This is a genomic window from Pseudomonas sp. AL10 (genome assembly GCF_029960685.1).
GTDB classification, from domain to species: Bacteria; Pseudomonadota; Gammaproteobacteria; order Pseudomonadales; family Pseudomonadaceae; genus Aquipseudomonas; species Aquipseudomonas lactis.
Genome location: NZ_JASBQZ010000010.1, coordinates 41727 through 57617, shown reverse-complemented (window position 1 = coordinate 57617; position 15891 = coordinate 41727). Strand labels below are relative to the sequence as shown.

The window sequence follows — 15891 nt, the reverse complement described above, 5'->3', positions numbered from 1 at the left end:
CTGCCAAACTGATGCGAATAATTATCAACAGATTTACTATTCGCCACGGACGGCACTTGGGGAGCCCTACTTTCATGTCTGTGCAACAACGCGGCGGCAACGTTTTTACACCCAGTCTGATGGCAATCACTATCGCTCTAGCAACCTCCGTGGCACCTGGCGTGGCCGTGTCGTCACCTCTTACCGCGATGCCAACAGTTTTATCGACAAGGCCGAGCAGGATCATGGCCTTTTCTATGCCGTCACCGAAGCCGACCTGAGCGAAGACACCACCCTGACCCTCGGTTACTCGAACCAGAAGGACAAGACCAACTACTTCTGGGGCGCTTCGATGGTCGGCCTGGATGGCCGCCACCTGGACCTGTCGCGCTCCTATAACCCAGGCACCGATTGGGAGAACAAGGACCAGGAAATCAACACCCTGTTCGCTGAGCTGCGCCAGCGCCTGGCCAACGACTGGAGCCTGCAGGTCAACGCCAACTATGCCGAACAGAACGCCTTGTTCTCCGGTTCCTACCAATCGCGCTGGACCAAAAGCACCCTGGCCCGCACGGTGTACCAGGCCAGCTACGATGAAAACCAGGCCGGGCTCGACGCCTTTGCCAGCGGCCCATTCGAGGCGTTCGGCCGTACCCATGAACTGGTGGTGGGCGCCAGCAAGCGCATCTACGACATGACCACCCACAACTACAGCCCGTACGACCTCAACTGGCCGATCAATGCCGGCAAACCGAACTTCACCCGCACCAACAACGTTCGCGAAGTCACCACCCAGGACGGTTTCTACCTGACCAGCCGCCTGAGCCTGGCTGACCCGCTGAAGCTGATCCTCGGCGCTCGCCTGGACTGGTACGACTACGACAACCGTGATGCCGCCGGCGACTACAAGGTCACCCGCAACCTCACCCGCTACGCCGGCTTGATCTACGACCTGGACGACCAGCATTCGGTATACGTGAGCTACAGCGACATCTTCACGCCGCAAAAAGAAAAGAGCACAGCCGGCACCCCACTCAAGCCCATCGTCGGTAAAAATTATGAGGTTGGCGTCAAAGGCGAATACTTCGGTGGCGCGCTGAATGCCAGCGTGGCGCTGTTCCGCGTCGACCAGGAAAACCGCGCCGTGCCGGTGGTGGTGCCCAACTGCCCGCAGGCGTCTTGCTCTGTGGCCTCGGGTGAAATCCGCAGCCAGGGTATCGACTTCGAACTGCAAGGTGCCTTGACCGAAAACTGGCAGGTCGGCGGCGGCTATACCTATGCGCGCACCCACACCATCAAGGACGACGCCAATCCGCAGAAGGTCAACAAGCAATTTGACACCGACACGCCGGAACACCTGTTCAAAGTGACCACCCGCTATAACTTCCAGGGCCCATTGGAAAAACTCCGGGTCGGCGGCAATATTTCCTGGCAGAGCCGCATGTACAACGACATCAAGCTGGCCGATGGCAGCTACTATCGGCTCAAGCAAGGCGGCTACGCCGTCACCGACTTGATGGCAGGCTATCGGGTCAATCAACACCTGGACCTGCAGCTCAACGCCAACAACATCTTCGATCGCCACTACTACCAGTCCATCTCCGACTCAGTGACTTATGGCGGCGACTCCTATGGCAGCCCCCGCAACATGATGCTGACCGCCAAGTACAGCTTCTGAGCCTCATCGCTACCTCGGCTGCCCGCTCGGGCAGCCGTTCTTAAAGTCCCGTGCCCGCATGCCGATAACGCGTGGGTAACCGGCAATAATCGTGAACATCTGCTTCACTCCACAGCGGCGCGCCTGGGTGGCACACCGCGTGCTTGCTTGACCTCGACGCCCCCCTCTCATGGAGTAAGAGTGAATGCCCGTCCGTTTTCTAGAGCACTATCGCAAGGCCGACCGCATCATGCTGGCACTGATCTGGTTGATGCTGCTGTTCTCCCTCGGCCTGGCGTTCTGGCACGACACCCTCATGCAGGCCGTGATCGTCGGTGGCGGCACCGGCGTGGTGCTCACGGCGCTGTACCGCGTCATCGGCGGCACCCGCGTGATGCGCTGTGCATTGGGCGCCGGTTTGATGGTGATGGCGGCGTTGCACATCAACCAGGCGCACGGGGTGATCGAATCCCACTTCGGCATTTTCGCGCTGTTGGCGGTGCTGACCTTTTACCGTGACTGGCTGCCGATTCTGGTGGCAGCGCTGACCATCGCGGTGCATCACGTGGTGTTCCATGCCTTGCAGCATCAGGGCTTCCCGGTGTTTGTGATGGAGCATCACGGCGGCTGGACGATGGTTTTCGTCCATGCCTTCTATGTGGTGATGGAGACCGTCGCCCTGCTCTACCTCGCCGTCCATAGCCAGGCCGAAGCGGTGGAGAGCCAGGAAATGCTGGAGAAGATGCTTGCCGTCACCTCGCAGTTCACCGTGGAAACCGCCCAAGGTGAAGGCAAGGCCCACGTGTCCCTCGCCAAGCGGTTCGATCACTTCCTGCAGCAACTCACCCACCTGATCGACGGCGTCGCCCGCGACTCCCATGGCCTGGGCCAGCTCGGCCAGGAACTGGCCAGCGCCAGCGGCACCCTGGAAAAAGGCGCACGGCATCAGTTGGCACAGATCGGCGAGATGACCGGCTCAATGCAGCGCATGGAAGACGCCATGGGCCACATTACGGTGCAGGTCGAACAGGCAGTGGAACACGCGGGCCAGGCCAGCCAGCAGATTGTGCGCGGCCAGGAAAGCGTCGGCCGCGCCCAGCATGAAATCAGCCAACTGGCTTCGCGCATCAACGGCACGGAGTCGACCGTAGAATCCCTGGCGGTGCAGGCCGAACAAATCGGCTCGGTGCTGGAAGTGATCAGCAGCATCGCCAACCAGACCAACCTGCTGGCCCTCAACGCCGCCATCGAAGCCGCCCGCGCCGGCGAGCAAGGCCGTGGCTTTGCCGTGGTGGCCGATGAAGTGCGCAGCCTGGCCCAACGCACCGCCCTGTCCACTCAGGAAATCAAGAGCATCATCGAGGGCCTGCAACACGGCAGCCGCCAAGCCGTCGAAGCCATGCACGCCAGCCGCGAAGGCGTAGAGCGCTGCGTGGCAGACAGCCAAGAGGCCGTGGACATGCTACGGGCGGTGGGCGAGGACATCGCGCACATAGACCAACTCAACGGCCACATTGTCACCACCACCCGCGAGCAGACCTCGGCCAACCTGGAGATAGTCGAGCGCCTGCAATCGGTGCAAAGCATCGCCCAGAACACCGCCGACGACGTCGAGACACTCGCGCGCAGCAGCGAACGCCTGCCACCGATCGCGGTGCGGCTGGATGCGTTGGGGCGCAGGTTTCATCCTTGAGCCCTACCCGGCACATGGCGAGTCAAAGAGAATAGGTGGGTATACCGCTGGAGTGCATCAAGGTTCCAGATGCGGAGCCATCAAAGCGGCAAACCAATCGATGAACGCGCCAAGGCGACGAGAGCGTTGGCGGCGAGTCGGGTACAGGGCTGAAACGCACATGGGGGCCGGCCGATAGGCCGCCATCACCTCCACCAATTCGCCGCTGTCCAATAAGTGCTGAACATCGAACAACGGCACCTGAATCAAGCCAAGCCCTGCACAGCATCCTGCGATATAGCTTTCGGCATTATTGACCACCACACGGCTCGGCATCATGACAGCCTGCGCAATGCCATCGACGCAATATTCCCAGGCCGTTTCCTGGCCGCCTGCGCTCGTGCTGTAGCCGATACAGACATGTCGGTTTTGCAGATCGCAAGGCTGTATGGGCACCCCGAATTCCGTCAAGTAGGCGGGGCTCGCGCAATTGACCAGCAACACCTTGCCCAACGGCTTCACCACCAGGCTGCTGTTCTGCGGGGTGCCAAAACGAATGACACAGTCAACGCCTTCCTGTACCAGATCAATGGCGCGATCGGTGGAGCCCAGGCCGAGTTGGAGCCCAGGGTAGAGGCGGAGAAACTCGGCCAACGCAGGCATCACCAAGCGCCGCGCTATGCGGCTGGGCACGTCCACTTCCAGACGGCCCATGACCTGTTCCTGATGGCTGTTAAACAGTTGGTCGATATCATCGATGTCCAGCAAGACCTGGCGCGCCTTCAGCAGTAACTGGGTGCCATCGGCGGTCAGGGAGACCTTGCGGGTTGTCCGGTGCAGCAGTCGAGTGCCGGCATTGGCCTCCAGCTGTTGAATGGCGGCCGACACGCTCGCGCGTGGCAGCCTCATCAGCCGTGCCGCTTGTATAAAACTGCCAAGCTCTGCGACCTGAACGAAGACGCGGTACTGTTCGATTCTATCCATGGGCTCTCAATGCTCGGGGGGGCACGGATCGATCGGCGCTCACCACGTCTGCGCCAGCGCGTTAACCGTTTACTTGGTGGTGTAGCCGCCATTGATCAAAATTGTCTGGCCCGTCACCCACCACCCGTCACTGACCAGGTTACGGATGAACGGGACCACATCCTCAATATCTGTGAGGCCCGTGCGCGAGAACGGCGACAGCGCGGCAGCCGTCTTGTGGTAACTGACCGCATCCTCACCCTCGGCCGGGTAGAAGAACGGCGTATCCATAGGCCCCGGCCCTACTGCCGTGACCGAAATACCCCGAACGCCCAACTCCTTCGCCGCCGCTCGCGTAAATTGCTCTACCGGCGCCTTGCTGCCGGCATATGCAGCGTAAAAGGGCGTGAAAGCGCCCAGCAGTGAAGTGACAATAGTGCAGATCTTGCCATTGTCATTGAGGTGCTTGCCGGCTTCCTTGATAAAAAAGAACGCAGTCTTGGAATTGACGGCCATCATCTCGTCGTACTCCGCCTCCGTGATTTCAGCCATTGGCTTTTTCAGCACCTTGCCCACGGTATTGATCGCGATGTCCGGCCTGCCGACTGCCGAGACGGCATCATTGAAGAGTTTTTCCATCGCCCCCGCCGTGGTCAAGTCCGCCTGCAATGCCACAGCCTTCGCGCCTAGCGCCTCGATTGCGGCGACGGTTGCGTTCGCCTCAGCCTGGCTGGAAGCGCTGTTGTAGTGCACGACCACAGCCTTGGCGCCATGCTTGGCCAGATCGCGGGCGATCAACCCGCCGAGGTTCTTCGCACCGCCCGCGATCAGTGCAACCTTGCCGTTGATTGAATGATTAGGCATGACAACATTCCTTTAATTGGGAGAAGTACGCCGCCATTCTAGAGCGGCCCTCGACAAAGATAAGCACACCTTGGCTGGATGCAGTGTTCAGAGATACTGCCTAATCACAAAGGCCCTATCGGTGAATGAAAAGGATGTGAGGTACGCTACACTCCGGCCTTGCACACCGGCCAAGGAAGCCCCCATGAGTACTCGTGGCAGAGACCGACAGATCGACAATATCGAATTCAACGTAAGCGACATTGCCCGCAGCAAAGCCTTCTACGGCGCTGCATTCGGCTGGACATTCGTCGACTACGGCCCCACCTACAGCGAGTTCAGCGATGGCCGGCTCACGGGTGGTTTCACCACCGGTGAGACTGTGCGGCCGGGCGGGCCCTTGGTTATCTTGTATGCCGATGACTTGGACAGTGTGCAGCAGCGGCTTCAACAACTGGGTGCGGTGATTACACGCCAGACGTTTGCGTTTCCAGGAGGCCGCAGATTCCACTTTACCGACCCGGATGGGTATGAACTGGCGGTGTGGAGCGTTGCGCCGTGATCCAGCGCTTTCGCTGTATCGCTGAAGCTCGACATCTCCAACCGAGAACAGGTTGCGTTGTGTGAGCCTGTTCTGGGTTTCAAAGCTGTTGCAGCTTGCGCTGCAAGCGGGCCATGTACCGATTGACGATCAGTTTGTGCGCCGGCCCCACCGGCAGCATGTAAAGGCGCCCGAAGGTGTTGTGGGTGATCACCGATGAAGTGATCGTCAGCACACGATCAGCAATTGAAAGGCAAATCATCACATCCAGGTGCCGGTCACGCTCAGTCAGCACCAGCCTATCCGGCGCGCAGTCCTCTACCAGGAAAAAATCCAGCCGCTCACCCGCTTGCACCGTCACGCGCCGATTGCCGGAGAACCCGCCGATGCGCTTTACGCCAAATCTTGAAGAAATCCCATCCCTGATCCGAAAGGCCAATCGCAACAGCGGCCCCGGTTCAGCGGTCATGATGTTCCAGGCTTCCAGCGCGCTGATCTCAGTCGGCAATGGCACCGACCTGCAATCGTAATAATCGAGTTCAGACGGTGCACCCAACGTGTGACTGACAGAGTTAGTCGCCAAGGTTTTTCCGTCCATGACCAAAACAGGGATTTGCATCATAACGCTTCAAGCGAGATGCTGCGCTAAGCTCGACAGGGTCTGTGTAATCCAAACGGAGTACCCATTATGGAATACGACGAAAAACTGATTGAGGAAGCCGTACTTGCCCTGCTGACCACCTTCAGCTTTGATAACGGCAACTCATGGAAAGGCCACGACTTTCAAATAATGAACCGACTCCACGAGCAAGGTTTTATCAGTAATCCGGTGAACAAAAACAAATCCATTTGGTTGACGCAGGAAGGCTTGGAACGGGGCAGGCAAATTGCCGATCGGTTGTTTGGCGCGGCACCTGAAGCGCTCGCGGGGCCATAAGCCCAGCTACGGAGTGTTAAACCGCGCTTCATGCGTTTATCCTCAAGACTCCCCGACCTGCCAACCCGGAGCCGCCATGGACCTCGCCACCCTCGCCCTCTTCCTCCCCGCCTGCTTCGCCCTGAACATGGCCCCCGGCCCCAATAACCTGCTATCCGTGAGCAACGCTACCCGCTATGGCTACCGCACCTCCTGTCTCGCCGGTCTCGGCCGTCTGCTGGCCTTCGCCGGCATGATCGCCCTCGCGTCCGCTGGCTTGGCGGTGGTACTGCAAACCTCGGAGTTGTTGTTCTACGGGATCAAGATTCTCGGCGCGGCGTATCTGTTTTACTTGGCATATCAGCTATGGCGCGCAGACCCGCAGCAGGTAGAAACCGCGACGAGCAAGGTAGGCCTGTGGGCCTTGGCGCGGCAGGAATTTCTGGTGGCCGCGGGCAACCCCAAGGCGATCCTGATCTTCACCGCCTTCCTCCCGCAATTCGTGGTGCCCGGCCAACCCATCACCGCGCAATTTGCCCTGCTGGGCGCGATGTTCCTGGCTTTGGAATGGGTCGCCATCAGCGCCTATGCCTATATGGGCCTGCATATGCGCCGCTGGTTTGCCGAGCCCAAGGGCAAGCGCCTGTTCAATCGCTGCTGCGCGGGTTTGTTGTCAGCGGCGGCGGCAGTGTTGTTGACTGCGCGCAGGGCATGAGTGAGGTAGGAGTGCACCTGGCAGCCGACGCCGATCGAGCTGTGCCCCGCGATCCAAATGTGGGAGCTGGCTTGCCTGCGATGACGGCCTCCCAGCCGACGCCTATCCATCTGACGCCCCGGGATCCAAACTGTGGGAGCGGGCTTGCTCGCGAAGGCGGCCTTGCAGTCAACACAGTTGGATTGTGTACATATCCGTTGCTGCGGTAACGGCCGCTTAGGGTTCCGCTCTGACAGCGGCTCACTTTCGAAAAGCCGGAATGCCGGCCCAGACAAAAGTAAGCAAAGCGCTCTTGCCCCACCACTCGGCACCTCGCTTAGGCTCGGTGTGCCCGAACGCAGGCTTGAATCCGTGGGCCGCCGCCACGCGCCATCCATGGCGCGGGGCGGCTAACCCGGCGTCCTGCCGGGTTACCCACGAATTCAAGCCTGCGTTCGGCCAGCGTGGTTTAACGGGGCGCCTGAGGTCAAGATCAAAAGCAGATCAAGAGCGACTCGCTTCGCATCGTGGTTACCGTCGGCTGCTATGGTCTGCAAAGTTGTGTAGATACCGACACTATCTCAACGGCAAACCATACCTCACCTCCACCAGCGCCACACCGCCCCTCTCAAGATCGCGCTCAGTCCCGGCCTCCTCCACACACCCCGCCCGGCGATAAAATCGAATAGCCCGTTCATTACCGGCCAAGACCCACAGCGTTAAACGCTCATAGCCTTGCGCCAATAGATCCTGCAAGCCGGCTTTCCACAAGGCCAGCCCGACGCCGGTTTGCCAATGCCCAGCGAGCACGTAAATAGCCATGACCTCACCAGCCTTTGCCTGCACGGCGTCTTCGTCACGGCTGGCGCCAACGGATATCCAGCCGACAATCTGCTGGCCCACCTCGGCAACCCATACAGTCGATTCACCCGAGGCAATCGAGCGAGCCCAATAGGCTTCGCGCCTAGCCAGCGTTGCTTGCAACCCGCTCAAGAACTGGGCAGGCATCAGGTCACGGTAGGCATCCTGCCAACTGCTGATATGCACCTGAGCAATGGCTTTTGCGTCGGCGGGTAAGGCCCTGCGAATCATGGAGATGCTCCTGAAATACGGTTATTTCAGTATGCATGCCCGTCGATGACAGAAAGCCCTGCGCTGAACATGGCCCGATATCAATACCAACCCCAATGTAGGAGCGAGCTTGCTCGCGAAGAACTTCAACGATAACGCGGGCTTGCTAAGTGAACGCGGCGCCTGTGGGTTTTTCGCGAGCAAGCTCGCTCCTACAGCTGCAAGGCGATTCCGGCTTCGATGAAGAACGCCGAGCTCCGCGTGAAAGCTCCAGCCAACATCAGCCCTTGGTCAAATCCACCAAAGGCGTCTGGCGCACCTCAGTCTCCCGCCCACCCTGAATCTCGCTGACCTGCTTCAAAGCCTTATCAACAGCCGCCTTATCCGCCAACAAGCTGTAGCTGATACGGAACTGCTTATGTTCCTTCGCCCCGATCGTAGGCACCAGGTTCAATGGCCGCTGATAACGACGGTTGTACGAAAAACTCGTCCCCGGCTCCAGCCCCGTGACATAGCCCTGCCCTTGGGTATCAGTGTTCTTCCACAGGGAAAACACCGGCAGTGTCTGCGTATTGAAACCCACCGAAACCCCCAGGCTGCCGGCCTTGTTATGCAACACCGTCAAGGTATCGCCCTTGGCATCGGCATACGGCACCACGTTGTAGACCGTTTCGTCATAGTCCTTGGTCGGGGCACGATAGGTTTGCCAGTCTGCCAGTTCGCCCTTGGCCTTGTCGTTGAACGGCGACACCTGCTTCACCGGCGCAACGAAACGCGCGCCCTGCTCCAGGAACGGCGTGCTGAAGTTACTGTGATACAGCGCCTGGTATTCCTTCGGATAATCACCATTGTTGGTGAGCGTGTCGTTGAGGGCGAACACCACACTGCCAGGTTCGGTGACCAATTCGGTCGCAACGGAGAAATCGACCTTCTTGAACGCCTGCTCTTTCAACTCGCCACGCAGGGTGATCGCGTACGGCGGTCTTTCATCGATATGCAGGGTGACTTTATTCGCAGGAATATTGGCGGCCCGACCGTGCAAGGTCAGCAGTTCGCCGTTGTCGATACCAGGATGCCCGACCCATTCATAGCCGCAGCGAGTAACCAGCTCATTGAAACCTTCCAACCAACCCAGACCACCACGGCCATTGAGTTCGATAAAGGACGGATTCACCACTTCCTTGACCGGCGAATCCCAGCCCATGCGCACATCGCCAACCGACGCCTGCAACACGTTCATGCCACGTGTCGGCACTACCGAGAGCTTCATCGTGCCGTTATCGATATCGACGATGCTCACACCCTCCTGCCGACCACCGTGCAGGGTGCGCAGAGTGACGCTGAAGGGTTTGTCGGTTTGGATGCCGAGCTGCTGGCTGGTGACCTGCCAGTTCTGGGCGGCTTTGTCGGTATCGAGCAGCACGTAGTCCCAGGCCAGGGCGTGGGAGGCGGCAGAGAATGCGCTGAGGGCAACGAGGAGTTTTAGCGGGGTCATGGCGGTGGCCTTTATTGGAGTTGTTTGCGATTTATAAACTCGATGAAACGTTTCAGCAAGCTTAAAAGACGAGACCGTGTGTGGAAAGGCCATGAAGCAGGTGGAACAGATCAGGAGGTCAAGGCGATGCGCTTGCGGGCAGGCTGGAACGAAAACGCGAGTGGGCGGTGTATGAGCTTTGGTCCATCCGTGCCGGTTACAACCTTGCGTTGACTCATTGGCTGCAATCGGCCAGAAGCGGACGCTCTCCAGAGTCCCTATACATAGTTGATTGCCAAGCTAATCCCCAAGCTCGAATTGCTGAAACCCCACGCGCCTGACGTAAACCCAAAAGTCATCCTTTGGCTCATATTGCTCCATGCAAACACTTTGATCCTGGCACAGTTCATCTTCGTCGATCAGGATGCGATCCCAATCGAAGTCAGGGTTCTTGGAAATGGTATAGCTAGGGTAAGGTTTGTCGAGATCGAAGTGGATCGAGTACACGAACAACGGAGATTCCCACGGCATGTGGGTTTCGTACAACCGCATCAGTTCGGGCATCTGTGCTTTACAGTGCTGTTCGGCAAACCTCAATGCCTGGGGCAAATCATCCCACGTAGCCTTGACCGCGCGTTGCGCAGCGGCGAGCCTGGCGTAAGGTGGCTCGTCATTGTGGTGCTGGACGTAAATCAATCGGCTGCCGAACTGGAATTCGCATTGCCAGACACCCGAGGGAGCACGCCAGTGACCAAGCATGGATTCGGTCAGTAGATTGATGTCCATATCGGTACCACAGATGGAAAGGTGCTCAGTTTACCCTCTCAAATATCAGCCTGAGAATGCGCAGGCGTTTGGGCTATTTGTCCGACATCCATGGGGTGTGACCGGCAGCAATGGGTCGAAAACTGCCGATCGTGAACGGCGGAAATCGACCCGAAGCGTGGTAATCCACAATTTCTGGCTCTAGGCAGTGCCAGCAAACGTCTCGGTTAGGCGTTTGATTGTTCCAGGCTGCTTGCATAGTGCTGTATCGCCATTCGATACCCATCAGTGCCGAACCCTGCGAGCACGCCTTTGGCAACGCGTGACACGTAGGAAAAGTGCCTGAAATCTTCACGCCTGTGGACATTTGAGATGTGAACCTCAATCACCGGTACCTCGGCTGCAATCAACGCATCGTGGATCGCTGCCGATGTATGGGTCCATGCTCCTGGATTGATCACAATCCCCGCTATCCTTCTACGGGCGTGGTGAATCCATTCAATCATTTGCCCTTCGTGATTGGTTTGCTGAAACTCAATTACAAGCCCAAGTCCTTCGCCGTACTCACGACACGTCTGCTCAACGTCGGCCAATGTTTCCGACCCATACACCTCGGGCTCTCTCAATCCCAACATGTTCAGGTTGGGGCCGTTCAAAACCAGGATGGTTTTCATCATTTAATCCTCGCCAGTCGCTTCAATTCTTTACGGTACTCATGGCTGCCAGACGTGCTTTATGATATTCGTCGGCTTCTGTGGATTGGGCATCGCGGTTACCGAGGTCGGCTGTAGGAATTCGAGAGGTCTCGGGCGCGCACCAGGCCGCGATACCAGCTAGCAACGTGCACACACAGGCGATCCCACCGACAATCAAGGGTATGTTTTCAGTCCCAGGGCCTGCGATCAGGGCAAACAGAGCAGGTAACATTGCGGTGATGAACAGTCCGCTGTTTTGCGAAATTGCCATCCCCGACACGCGGTAACGTGTTTCAAATTGCTCTGGGAAAAAGGATGGGAACACCGCGTTGTAGCCCTGGTAGATCATTCCCCACATCAGCAGTGAGGCGCCGAAAGCAAGCGGGAGGCTGTGAATGCTGATTGCGTATAAATAAGCAAAGGACATCAGCCCGCAACCAAAGGCGCTTGCGATGATCAGAGGCCGGCGCCCAACCTTGTCAGAAAGATTGCCCACGAAAGGGATGCACAGCACCGCCACGATGTTGCCAACGACCGGGATCCACAGGTACACGCTTTTATCGAAACCGATGCCATAGGCAGGTTGCACCGCATAGGCCGCTCCAAACACGGTCGTAATGACTGGAATAACATTCATCAACGAAACCCCAACGACCACCAGCATGCCTCTCCAGCTGTGTTTGAAAGCTCCGATAACCGGCGATTCAGACTTCTCATCTTTCTTTGTTTGCTCTACGAATACTGGCGGTTCCTCAACTTCCCGGCGAATGATAAAGCCAGCGATCAGCACCACAGCGCTCAAAAGAAAGGGAATACGCCAGCCCCAGCTATTGAAGGCTTCATCGGACATGAAATAGGCCAGAGGCAGGAAAATGGCTGCTGCGAGTACCTGACCTGCCTGTACCCCTTGAAGTGTGTAGCTGCCGAAGTATCCTCTTCGTCCTTGGGGTGCATGCTCCAGAATCATTGAGCTGGCTCCCGAGATCTCTCCCGCTACAGCAAACCCCTGCACCAGTCGCAGAACTACTAGCAGGATAGGTGCCCATATACCAATCTGGTGGTAGGTCGGCAGCAGGCCTACCGCCATGGTGGCGAATCCCATCAGGAACATGCATAGCAGCAGTACGTTCTTGCGTCCTCGAGTATCACCCCAGTGCCCCAAGAAGAACGCGCCGATAGGGCGAGCAATGTACCCAACCCCGTAAGTCGCCATAGCCGCCACGATGGCAATCTTTGGATCGGTTGATGGGAAGAAGAGTTGTGGAAATATCAGTGCTGCCGCTTGGGCATAGATGAAAAAGTCGTAATACTCCAACGCGGAGCCGATCCAACCACTCGCGGTGGCTTTCTTGGCTTGCTTGGAACGGTGCTGCTCTGTCGCTGTTGCTGTGTTCATCTGACTACTCCAGATATTGTTTTTATAGGCCTGGCCGGGCAGCAAAAACCGCCCCTGGTACACGCAAAACAGGGCATGACTGGAAGCCATGCCGGGCTCAAATACGGTCGACTTCTATGATCGAGCCGCTTTTTGCGGCCTGTGAAATAGCCTCAGTGATGATCAGATTCCGCAGTCCGTCGCGCACGGAGACCAAAGGCGTTTCCGTGCCTCGTATGACGTTGCAAAAGTGCTCAAGCTGGATCTCAAGGGGATCTGTGCGGTCGACAGCGCAGTGGCCCGTTTGGAAGGGCTTCCACCATGATCTGTCTTCGGCCTTCACGTAGTATTTGAGGCGCATTGTGGGCACTGACAGTGAGCCGTTCTTCCCACTGATGACGTAGCAATCCTCATCCTCGTAGGACGGATAGCTCGCGTTTTCTTGCGATGTTTGTTCCCAACTGCGGGCACATCCGGTGCTATCGGAAAGCAAGAAGGAACCGAGAGCTCCATTCTCAAAGCGCAGGCCGATACACACGGTATCTTCGACAGGAAATCCACGTGCGACACTCGACTGCATTGCTTGAACAGCAACAATTTCTCCGCACAGCGAACGCAGGTTGCCGATCTCATGGATCATATTGATCAAGATAGGGCCACCGCCTTCCTGGCGTCGCCAGATGGCAGCGTCGAAATAGTCATCTGGTTTGTAAAACAGAGCGCTGCCTTGCACGGCAACGATGTCTCCAAGAATGTCGTCACGGATGATCTCTCGCGCCTTGGCAAGAATTGGGCTATGCGCTCGATGATGTCCTACGAGCAGCTTGGTGTCAGTTGCATCGGCAACAGCGAGTAACCGCCTGCCCTCCTCAACGCTGTGCGCCACCGGCTTCTCTATCAGCGCGGCAACACCAGCCTCAATGCATTGCAAAGTCTGTTCGACATGTAAGGCGTTTGGAGTGGCGAGAATTACGCCGTCAGGCTTGTCCTCGGCGAAACAAGCCAGAAGATTTTCATACTGCGAGGCGCCCAGCGAGTCTAGGTAGGAGCCATCAAGTTCGAACGGATCGATAACGGCTGACAGTTCGCAAGAAGAACTCGCTTGGATGAGTTCGATATGGCGTCGACCGATGAGGCCGGCACCCGCTACCGCAATTCTGATTTTGGACATGCTTTGATCTTCGCGAGCGTTATTGTTTTAAATCTCGACGTACTGAAGTCGTGATTCGATCTGCTAGGATCAAGGCTACTATCAACGCGCAAAGCTATAATTGAGCCATATGGAAAATCAGAATTCTCCATTAGTAAATAATGATCCCTTCCTGAGGGATCTGCTTCTGTTCTCAGTCATCGCAAAACGTGGAAGTTTTAGCGCGGCCGGGACAGAGCTTGGAATTTCTCCCGCCCATGTCAGCAAGCGTGTTTTGGCGTTGGAAGAAACGCTGAGCTGCAAGCTCTTTAACCGGACAACCAGACGGGTTTCGATCACCAAAGATGGCGAAACGATGCTCGTTTGGGCTCAGACAATCATGGACAACGTCAATGGGATGCTGGAGACATCACTTGGTGACCGGGTCGAGCCCAGAGGCACGCTGCGTATCAGCACAAGCCAGCGAATGGGGCGATTTCACATCGCTCCAGTTCTGGCCTTGCTTCGTAAACGCTACCCAAAATTAGAGGTGTGGCTTGAGCTGGTTGACCGTCGAACTGATCTCATTGGGGAGCAGTTCGACATCGATATCCGAGTTGGAGAAGTTAACGAGCAAAATCTGATTATTCACAAAATCGCAGATAGCCAGAGGATTCTCTGTGCTGCTCCGAGTTACCTGGAAGAGCGCGGTAATCCAAACTCTGTGAGCGAGCTTCAACGCCACGATTGTCTATTGTTTCGTGGGAGGGATCAAAGCTTTGGAGTATGGCGGCTCGAGGGGCCAAACGGTCTTGAGTCGGTGAAAGTCACAGGGCCGATGGCGTCCAACCACAGTGATGTCGTTCGAGAGTGGGCGCATGATGGTTTCGGCATCATCATGGCATCAACCTGGGATGTGGCCCCGAGCATCAGGAGTGGGACGCTCATACGCATCCTGCCTGAACATTTCCAGCCGGCGAATGTGTCCGCAGTCACTACGATTCGGGCTTCTGGCTCGATGAAGATCAGGGTATGCCTGGAGTTTCTGAGTGCGCACTTGAGTTCTGGCCCTTACGCGCTACGAAATGGCTAAGTCCCAGAGGGTGTCGCTACGACCGGCAGTTATTGGCCGAAATCCGCCGGTCAGCCCCCTCCTCCCCAAAAATCCCTCCCCTCAACCCCCACACCTCTCAACCAAAAAATCCACAAACGCCCTAACCCGCGCCGGCATCGCCCCTCCCCCCACAAACACCGCATGAATCGGCTCCACATCCCCCGGATTAAACTCCTCCAGCAACACCACCAACTCCCCCCGTTTCACCTCCTCCACCACACTAAACGCCCCAATTCTCGCCACCCCCGCCCCCAGCTTCGCCAACTGCGCCAATGCCTCGCCGCTATTTCCCTCAATCGTCCCCGCCACTTTCAGCGAAAACTCCCGCCCCTCCACCCGAAACGGCCAATCCGGGGCCGCTCTACGGAAGTTAAAGCGCAGGCAGTTGTGCTGCAGTAAATCCTGCGGCGTCACGGGGGTGCCATGCCGTGCCAGGTAGTCCGGTGAAGCAACGATAACCTGCCCGGTAGAGCCGATAAGGCGAGCAGTCAGGGGGCTGTCGGCGAGGGGGCCGAAGCGGATGGCGACGTCGGCCTGGCCGCCGAGGATGTCCACGACTTCGTCGCCGAGCATCAGGTCGACGACGATGGCGGGATAGCGGGCGCTGAAGGCGGCGATCAGGGGGACGATGGTCATGCGGCCGTGGGCCAGTGCGGCGCTGACGCGCAGGCGCCCGCGTGGGGCGCCCTGGTCGGTGATGGCGTCTTCGACTTCGGCCATGTCGGCGAGGATGCGCCGCGCGCCGCGCAGGTAGGCTTCGCCTTCGGCGGTGAAGGTGATGGCGCGGGTGGTGCGCAGCAGCAGGCGGGTGCCGATGCGCTGTTCGGTGCGGGTGATGATGCGGCTGATGGCCGAGGGGGTCAGCCCCAAAGCCCTGGCCGCACCCGACAGGCTGCCGTGCTCGGCGACCATGGTGAACACTTCCATCTCTCCCGACCGCCCGCCGCTGTCCATTTGTGCCTCCTGCGCAAAGCTGTAGTTCCCAAGCAAGGGCTACTGCTGC

15 protein-coding genes and 1 pseudogene are annotated in these 15891 nt (G+C 57.9%); 6 read left to right on the top strand and 10 right to left on the bottom strand.

Annotated elements, in window-relative coordinates; translation table 11 throughout:
* Positions 1 to 43 precede the first annotated feature (43 nt).
* Together QK296_RS12890 and QK296_RS12885 are read left to right on the top strand one after the other, a co-directional pair.
* A pseudogene (locus tag QK296_RS12890) lies at positions 44 to 1657 on the top strand (TonB-dependent siderophore receptor); the annotation flags it as partial.
* Between the two features lie 184 nt (positions 1658 to 1841).
* Entirely contained in the window at positions 1842 to 3329 is a 1488-nt protein-coding gene (locus tag QK296_RS12885) for a methyl-accepting chemotaxis protein (protein ID WP_003191607.1), read from the top strand.
* 57 nt (positions 3330 to 3386) lie between these two features.
* On the opposite strand, the gene QK296_RS12880 is transcribed toward QK296_RS12885, so the two are convergent.
* Positions 3387 to 4292 (bottom strand): LysR family transcriptional regulator, encoded by a 906-nt coding sequence (locus QK296_RS12880; RefSeq protein WP_169855889.1) that lies wholly within the window; start codon positions 4290 to 4292, stop codon positions 3387 to 3389.
* Between the two features lie 69 nt (positions 4293 to 4361).
* Positions 4362 to 5135, bottom strand: coding sequence for an SDR family oxidoreductase (locus QK296_RS12875; RefSeq protein WP_003191609.1), 774 nt, complete (start codon positions 5133 to 5135; stop codon positions 4362 to 4364).
* Positions 5136 to 5319: 184 nt separating this feature from the next.
* Between QK296_RS12875 and QK296_RS12870 the strand changes: the two genes are divergently transcribed.
* On the top strand, positions 5320 to 5676 hold the full coding sequence (locus QK296_RS12870; protein WP_003191611.1) for a VOC family protein: 357 nt from the start codon (positions 5320 to 5322) through the stop codon (positions 5674 to 5676).
* 79 nt (positions 5677 to 5755) lie between these two features.
* Here the strand turns inward: QK296_RS12870 and QK296_RS12865 are convergent, their stop codons facing one another.
* The gene (locus QK296_RS12865; RefSeq protein WP_003191614.1) at positions 5756 to 6277 is read right to left on the bottom strand and encodes a DUF2867 domain-containing protein; all 522 of its coding nucleotides are present in this window, start codon (positions 6275 to 6277) and stop codon (positions 5756 to 5758) included.
* Between the two features lie 66 nt (positions 6278 to 6343).
* Here QK296_RS12865 and QK296_RS12860 point away from each other — a divergent pair, with 66 nt between their 5' ends.
* Positions 6344 to 6592 (top strand): transposase, encoded by a 249-nt coding sequence (locus QK296_RS12860; RefSeq protein WP_003191615.1) that lies wholly within the window; start codon positions 6344 to 6346, stop codon positions 6590 to 6592.
* A 76-nt stretch (positions 6593 to 6668) separates the two neighbouring features.
* The gene (locus QK296_RS12855) at positions 6669 to 7286 is read left to right on the top strand and encodes a LysE family translocator (protein WP_003191616.1); all 618 of its coding nucleotides are present in this window, start codon (positions 6669 to 6671) and stop codon (positions 7284 to 7286) included.
* A gap of 555 nt (positions 7287 to 7841) precedes the next feature.
* Here the strand turns inward: QK296_RS12855 and QK296_RS12850 are convergent.
* From QK296_RS12850 to QK296_RS12825, 6 genes are all read right to left on the bottom strand, one after another.
* On the bottom strand, positions 7842 to 8357 hold the full coding sequence (locus QK296_RS12850) for a GNAT family N-acetyltransferase (protein WP_003191617.1): 516 nt from the start codon (positions 8355 to 8357) through the stop codon (positions 7842 to 7844).
* A 259-nt stretch (positions 8358 to 8616) separates the two neighbouring features.
* Entirely contained in the window at positions 8617 to 9831 is a 1215-nt protein-coding gene (locus QK296_RS12845; RefSeq protein ID WP_282391008.1) for an aldose 1-epimerase family protein, read from the bottom strand.
* A gap of 279 nt (positions 9832 to 10110) precedes the next feature.
* Positions 10111 to 10596, bottom strand: a complete 486-nt coding sequence (locus QK296_RS12840) for a hypothetical protein (protein ID WP_094774672.1) — start codon at positions 10594 to 10596, stop codon at positions 10111 to 10113.
* A gap of 206 nt (positions 10597 to 10802) precedes the next feature.
* Positions 10803 to 11252 carry a type II 3-dehydroquinate dehydratase gene (aroQ, locus tag QK296_RS12835; RefSeq protein WP_282391007.1) on the bottom strand — a complete coding sequence of 150 codons (450 nt, stop codon included), beginning with the start codon at positions 11250 to 11252 and terminating at the stop codon, positions 10803 to 10805.
* Between the two features lie 19 nt (positions 11253 to 11271).
* Positions 11272 to 12666, bottom strand: a complete 1395-nt coding sequence (locus QK296_RS12830) for an MFS transporter (protein ID WP_094774715.1) — start codon at positions 12664 to 12666, stop codon at positions 11272 to 11274.
* A gap of 97 nt (positions 12667 to 12763) precedes the next feature.
* Entirely contained in the window at positions 12764 to 13816 is a 1053-nt protein-coding gene (locus QK296_RS12825; protein WP_282391006.1) for a Gfo/Idh/MocA family oxidoreductase, read from the bottom strand.
* A gap of 109 nt (positions 13817 to 13925) precedes the next feature.
* On the opposite strand from QK296_RS12825, the gene QK296_RS12820 reads away from it, so the two are divergent.
* Positions 13926 to 14867 carry a LysR family transcriptional regulator gene (locus QK296_RS12820; protein WP_032897049.1) on the top strand — a complete coding sequence of 314 codons (942 nt, stop codon included), beginning with the start codon at positions 13926 to 13928 and terminating at the stop codon, positions 14865 to 14867.
* An 81-nt stretch (positions 14868 to 14948) separates the two neighbouring features.
* Here QK296_RS12820 and QK296_RS12815 read toward each other — a convergent pair whose 3' ends face one another.
* On the bottom strand, positions 14949 to 15842 hold the full coding sequence (locus tag QK296_RS12815) for a LysR family transcriptional regulator (protein ID WP_282391005.1): 894 nt from the start codon (positions 15840 to 15842) through the stop codon (positions 14949 to 14951).
* Between the last annotated feature and the right edge of the window lie 49 nt (positions 15843 to 15891).

What these genes read in the sequence shown, in the direction of transcription:
- QK296_RS12885 (WP_003191607.1), top strand. Translation starts at nt 1,842, where the DNA reads ATGCCCGTCCGTTTTCTAGAGCACTATCGCAAGGCCGACCGCATCATG.
- QK296_RS12880 (WP_169855889.1), bottom strand. Translation starts at nt 4,292, where the DNA reads ATGGATAGAATCGAACAGTACCGCGTCTTCGTTCAGGTCGCAGAGCTT.
- QK296_RS12875 (WP_003191609.1), bottom strand. Translation starts at nt 5,135, where the DNA reads ATGCCTAATCATTCAATCAACGGCAAGGTTGCACTGATCGCGGGCGGT.
- QK296_RS12870 (WP_003191611.1), top strand. Translation starts at nt 5,320, where the DNA reads ATGAGTACTCGTGGCAGAGACCGACAGATCGACAATATCGAATTCAAC.
- QK296_RS12865 (WP_003191614.1), bottom strand. Translation starts at nt 6,277, where the DNA reads ATGATGCAAATCCCTGTTTTGGTCATGGACGGAAAAACCTTGGCGACT.
- QK296_RS12860 (WP_003191615.1), top strand. Translation starts at nt 6,344, where the DNA reads ATGGAATACGACGAAAAACTGATTGAGGAAGCCGTACTTGCCCTGCTG.
- QK296_RS12855 (WP_003191616.1), top strand. Translation starts at nt 6,669, where the DNA reads ATGGACCTCGCCACCCTCGCCCTCTTCCTCCCCGCCTGCTTCGCCCTG.
- QK296_RS12850 (WP_003191617.1), bottom strand. Translation starts at nt 8,357, where the DNA reads ATGATTCGCAGGGCCTTACCCGCCGACGCAAAAGCCATTGCTCAGGTG.
- QK296_RS12845 (WP_282391008.1), bottom strand. Translation starts at nt 9,831, where the DNA reads ATGACCCCGCTAAAACTCCTCGTTGCCCTCAGCGCATTCTCTGCCGCC.
- QK296_RS12840 (WP_094774672.1), bottom strand. Translation starts at nt 10,596, where the DNA reads ATGGACATCAATCTACTGACCGAATCCATGCTTGGTCACTGGCGTGCT.
- aroQ (WP_282391007.1), bottom strand. Translation starts at nt 11,252, where the DNA reads ATGATGAAAACCATCCTGGTTTTGAACGGCCCCAACCTGAACATGTTG.
- QK296_RS12830 (WP_094774715.1), bottom strand. Translation starts at nt 12,666, where the DNA reads ATGAACACAGCAACAGCGACAGAGCAGCACCGTTCCAAGCAAGCCAAG.
- QK296_RS12825 (WP_282391006.1), bottom strand. Translation starts at nt 13,816, where the DNA reads ATGTCCAAAATCAGAATTGCGGTAGCGGGTGCCGGCCTCATCGGTCGA.
- QK296_RS12820 (WP_032897049.1), top strand. Translation starts at nt 13,926, where the DNA reads ATGGAAAATCAGAATTCTCCATTAGTAAATAATGATCCCTTCCTGAGG.
- QK296_RS12815 (WP_282391005.1), bottom strand. Translation starts at nt 15,842, where the DNA reads ATGGACAGCGGCGGGCGGTCGGGAGAGATGGAAGTGTTCACCATGGTC.